Annotated in this window: 5 protein-coding genes; 2 read left to right on the top strand and 3 right to left on the bottom strand. The window is 52.7% G+C overall.

The window, feature by feature from the left end:
• Positions 1–168: 168 nt before the first annotated feature.
• A complete protein-coding gene (ggt, locus tag ACTF5Z_RS09090; protein WP_438985358.1) occupies positions 169–1,893 on the bottom strand; it encodes a gamma-glutamyltransferase in 1,725 nt (574 codons plus the stop codon).
• Positions 1,894–1,980: 87 nt separating this feature from the next.
• Between ggt and ACTF5Z_RS09085 the strand changes: the two genes are divergently transcribed.
• Positions 1,981–2,289 carry a hypothetical protein gene (locus ACTF5Z_RS09085; RefSeq protein WP_438985357.1) on the top strand — a complete coding sequence of 103 codons (309 nt, stop codon included), beginning with the start codon at positions 1,981–1,983 and terminating at the stop codon, positions 2,287–2,289.
• A gap of 4 nt (positions 2,290–2,293) precedes the next feature.
• Here the strand turns inward: ACTF5Z_RS09085 and ACTF5Z_RS09080 are convergent, their stop codons facing one another.
• The gene (locus ACTF5Z_RS09080) at positions 2,294–3,076 is read right to left on the bottom strand and encodes a thioesterase family protein (RefSeq protein WP_438985356.1); all 783 of its coding nucleotides are present in this window, start codon (positions 3,074–3,076) and stop codon (positions 2,294–2,296) included.
• A 164-nt stretch (positions 3,077–3,240) separates the two neighbouring features.
• On the opposite strand from ACTF5Z_RS09080, the gene ACTF5Z_RS09075 reads away from it, so the two are divergent.
• Positions 3,241–4,476 (top strand): hypothetical protein, encoded by a 1,236-nt coding sequence (locus tag ACTF5Z_RS09075; RefSeq protein WP_438985355.1) that lies wholly within the window; start codon positions 3,241–3,243, stop codon positions 4,474–4,476.
• Positions 4,477–4,509: 33 nt separating this feature from the next.
• Here the strand turns inward: ACTF5Z_RS09075 and ACTF5Z_RS09070 are convergent.
• Positions 4,510–4,728, bottom strand: a 219-nt coding sequence (locus ACTF5Z_RS09070; RefSeq protein WP_438985354.1) for a hypothetical protein, incomplete at its 5' end; no start/stop codon positions are given.

The following is a 4,728-nucleotide window of genomic DNA, read 5'->3' as shown; positions in this document are numbered from 1 at the left end:
TGGGTCGCAACCACCATACCTGTGGGATCACCAAGGCCTGCATCAATGGCCTGCTGCAACCAACGGTCAAACTGTTGGTAGGGGTCCGAACTCAAATCAGAGCGACTCAGCCCGCCTTTGGTGTAGTCTCTTCGGTGATCTTTTAAGCTCACTTAACTCTCCTTGCCTTTACTGCGCGCCAGCAACCCAACCACCGGGCCTGCGCGTATCGCTCGCTCCCAAGAACCAGCCGTCTCGAATCATGATCGATTGGGTCCGCCCCAAGGTTCTGACGTTTTCCTCCACGGGGTGACCCATGGCCTTGAGTTTGTCGACGGTGTCTTTACTCACACCGTTCTCAATACGCAGGGTATCAGGCATCCACTGATGATGAACGCGCGCGGCGCCCCCTGCTGCGGCAATGTTCATATCAAAGGCCATGGCATTCAGTATCGTTTGCATGACGGTACTGATAATCAAACTCCCACCTGGACTACCGGTCGCTAGCCAAGGCTGGCCGTCTTTGAACACCAGCGTTGGACTCATTGAAGACAAAGGTCGTTTACCCGCGGTAATTTCGTTGGCCTGGCTTTCGATCAAACCAAAGGCGTTAGGCGTTCCGGGCTTCGTCATAAAATCCGCCATTTCGTTATTTAACAGCACACCTGTACCTGGCACGACAATGTGTGAACCGTAGCTAAAGTTCAATGTGTAGGTATTAGACACAACGTTGCCCAGCGTATCTGCCACCGAAAAATGCGTAGTATCTAGACTCTCGATGTCGCTAAAGTCGCCGGCTTGAATTTCGGTGGCAGCGCGCGCTCGTTCGGGATCAATGTCACCACGAACCTTGGCGGCATACTCTTTGCTCAACAATTGATTAACCGGTACTGGGGAAAAATCGGGGTCGCCCATGTGCGCCGCACGATCCGCGTAGGCAATTTTCATAGCCTCGATGACATGGTGAATATATTCCGCAGAGTTGTGCCCCATAGCTTGCAAGTCGAAGGGCTCCAGAATGTTTAACATTTGGATTATGTGCGTTCCACCCGAGGACGGCGGTGGTGCAGATACGACTTCGTAGCCACGAAACGTACCGCGTACGGGCTCACGTTCGACCACTCGGTAATTTTTGAGATCGCCTTCGGTAATGATACCGCCCGACTCCGCCATGGCTTGCGCAATGGTTTTGGCAACCCAGCCCTCGTAGAAACCTGAACGACCATTATCGCGAATACTTTTAAGCACCTGCCCTAGATCGGATTGACGAAAGTTCACACCGAGCTGTGGCGCTTCGCCCTCAACGAGATACGTACTGGCTGCACCCGGATCGGCCAGCAAACGCTCTTTACGCGAATTCAATTCTTGGTTTAACGCGAAGGAGACAGGAATGCCTTTCAGCGCAAGGTCAACCGCCGGCTGCAAAACTTGCCGCACGCTCATCGTGCCATAATTTTCTAGCGCATGAAGTAAACCAGCCACAGTGCCGGGCACCCCCGCCGACAAATAACTAAAGTACAGTCGTTGCCTATCGACATCGCCAAATTCATCCAGATACATATCACGCTGTGCTCGACCCGGGGCCATCTCGCGATAGTCAATAAACACCTGTTTATTCTCGTCGGCCAAGTGAATCAGCATAAAGCCACCGCCGCCCAAGTTACCGGCGCGCGGGTAGGTCACCGCCAAAGCAAAGCCGGTCGCCACAGCGGCGTCAACGGCATTACCGCCTTGTTGCAAAATAGCGTAACCAATTTCACTGGCCAGACGCTCAGGACCCACGACCATACCGTTGCGACCAACCTGGGGTAAAAATCGATCCTGATAATCGATAATCGGCGCCTGCTCCGTGCTAGGCTGGGCTACCGCGAAGGTAGAGTACAACAAACTAATCAATAACAAGCGTCGTAGCATGGTCGATCTTCCTTCTACATGCACAGTGTGTTTGAATCGGGCAATAAACGAATTGTGCGGCCCAGGTGCCGAGAGGAATGATACCGCTTGAGCGCAATAAATCCATTACTCATAGCAATTACTGAGCGACTAGACGCCATAATTATCCGACTACACGCGGGCCTGGATTGCCCGCCCGCCGATCAATTGCGCCTTGAGGGCTTGATGCAAGCCGCCGTTTTAGTAAGCATCACGAGCGAAGCAGACCTACAAAAACTGTTCGAAGAGCGCTACCAAGACTTAACTGGCCGCTGCATCAAAACCCAGTTTGGTGACGCTTGGGCTGACTTTTTTCAGTTCCCTAGCTTGCCACTTTTTGCCAAACCGGCGCCCGTTCAGCCAACGACAAAAGTTTAAACGCTTAAGCGCGAACCTTAGCCGACTGGCGCGAAATCGCCACCAACTTTCCCGTATTATCCCAGAACAAACCATCCTCTTCGGTAATACCCTCGGTTAAATAGTTTGACCACAAGTAAGCTTGTATGGGTCCCGGTGCTGGTTTGGCTCGCACTTGTACCGTCAACTCGATGGTGGGCACCCAGCCAACTGCACCAAATAATGAGAACGCCGGCGGTGGAAACGCGTCGGAAAAAAACAACAAAGATAACGCATCTGTCGGCGCGCCATCACTGTGGCGAATCCAACCTTGAAACTCGCCGCGACCATCGCCTTTTCCGTCTTTCATGAAACTCTGGCCCTGAGATAAGCGCAAATCCATGCGCTGACCCAATTCGATCGCGGTATTAGGCGTGGGTACGAGTTCCTCCCACTCTGGGATATCAGGGCGTTCAGTCCGCAGCCATGTCGGGCCCGAAAGGGAGTCGAGGTCGCAGCAAGCGCCGGTGACTTGAACTTTGAGTTCGTCGTTCTGGTACATCTTAACGACCGCTTGGCTGGTGTTTTTTCCAAGGCGCAAGATCTCGACCTCACAGATCATGGGACCGACAAACGCGGGCGCAAGATAAAACGCATTAATCGACAGCGGGTCAGATTGAGGCAGGGCTTCGCCCATGACACGCCCCGCGATCGCCAACAGATACCCCCCATTCATCATTTCGCCAATGCGCCACCCAGGCACCAAGTTTGCCTGCCAGCGAGTCTCGCTAATTCGCTGTACTGCCGTGTCTTGTTCGAACAATCCCATACGTCTTCCACCTTATGAACGCCGAGTACTTTAGCCCAAAACGAAAATCAGTGCACAAACCCTTTACTTAAACCCTTTTTGGGGTTGGCCTCGTATCGTATACAAATCGGTTATAGTGTAGATTAAATCGGTGTCCGCCCTGATCAACTGGAAGTCGAAAAACCATGAAGATGCGCGTACCTATTATTGCCAGCCTCATTGTACTCAGCACTAATGCAACCGCGTTGGCACAAGCGGCTGACGTCCTCGACATGACTGATAGCGAGCAAACGATCGAGCTCAGTACCGCTGAACTCGATGGGTACCGAGACGTCATAAAAAGCTTGGAAGAAACCGGCGGTGCCTACGCTTTAGGCTTATCTGAAGAACTGCTTGGGTTTGGCTTAGCTCTGCAGCGTTCTGGGCGCCACACGCAGGCGGTCGAGGTATTTCAACGCGGCACACACATCACTCGCATTAACCAAGGTTTGTACAGCGAGCAACAAATCCCTTTCTTGAAAGGTTCGATAAACAGCCTAGCAGTACTTCAAGATATTCGCGCGGCAGATGACCAGCAAGACTACTTAATTCGCGTGCAACAGCGTGCACTACCTGCCGGGCCTGAGCGAATTTCAGCGTGGCTAGCCTATGCATATTGGCAGCGTTCCCAGTTTTTAAAGGACCCTGTCGACACTCAGTTCCCTCGACTGGTAAAAATGCTGGACGCTTATCAAAGTGCACTGAACGAGCTTAAAACCTTTGAGGATGAGAGACAGCTCGTTGCCGATTCGTTGTGGGGCTTAATTCAAACATACTTCTTGATCACCTCGTTTGACGACGAGAAAGACGCCTCGCCCTTCGAGAGGCGAACCAATTTTGACGAAAACGCGCCGCAAGAAAACTTTTACGAATTTTACCGCGACGCCGACCGCGGCGCACCGCAAGCCATCGAACTCCTGGTTCATTTGCTATCAGAATTACATGGTGTGACTAGCTTCGAGGCATTTCACGCCAGTATACAGTTGGCCGACTGGCATCTCTGGCGCGGCGAACGCCGAACCGCCAGCGAACTGTATCGCCAGATCGATCAGGTCATTGGGGAACTCGAAGACGAAACCCAGATCCAAGATTTACGTGAGCGATTGTTTAATCGCATTACGTTATTGCCGGATATTAGCGGCATCCGTTTGTTGCCGCCCGCGGTACCAGCCGAGGAAGGCAACGTAACACTCAGCTTTAATGTGACCGATCGGGGCAGTGTACGCAACGTGAAGCGCATCGAGGTTGCCGAGGGGTTTGATGGCTTAGCCGGTAAATTTATACGCTACTTAAGACACGCCGTGTTTAGGCCTCATGTGATAGAGGGTGCCACTGTAACCAGAGAAGGAGTGGAGCAAACCTATGTCTTACAAGTTGACTAAACTGGTCATAGCCATAAGCATGACAGCGCTGACCTATGGTTGCTCGACCAGCACCTCAACGTCGACCTCGACGCCATCGGTGTCACTCCCATCGCCGAGCTCTAGCTCTAGCTCTAGTTCTAGTTCAAGCAGCCCCAGTCTGCCGAGTGGGGGCATACCCAACCCAAGCTCATCGCAAAGCTCAGACCCGACCAGCACGACATCGCCTACGACAACGAGCGGCTCAAAAAACGGGACAGAGACCAGCAGTGG

This window comes from Aequoribacter sp. (assembly GCF_965659035.1).
GTDB lineage: Bacteria > Pseudomonadota > Gammaproteobacteria > Pseudomonadales > Halieaceae > Aequoribacter.
Note: the sequence above shows the minus strand (reverse complement) of the source record. Positions and strands in the feature narration are given on the sequence as shown.

What these genes read in the sequence shown, in the direction of transcription:
- ggt (WP_438985358.1), bottom strand. Translation starts at nt 1,893, where the DNA reads ATGCTACGACGCTTGTTATTGATTAGTTTGTTGTACTCTACCTTCGCG.
- ACTF5Z_RS09080 (WP_438985356.1), bottom strand. Translation starts at nt 3,076, where the DNA reads ATGGGATTGTTCGAACAAGACACGGCAGTACAGCGAATTAGCGAGACT.
- ACTF5Z_RS09075 (WP_438985355.1), top strand. Translation starts at nt 3,241, where the DNA reads ATGAAGATGCGCGTACCTATTATTGCCAGCCTCATTGTACTCAGCACT.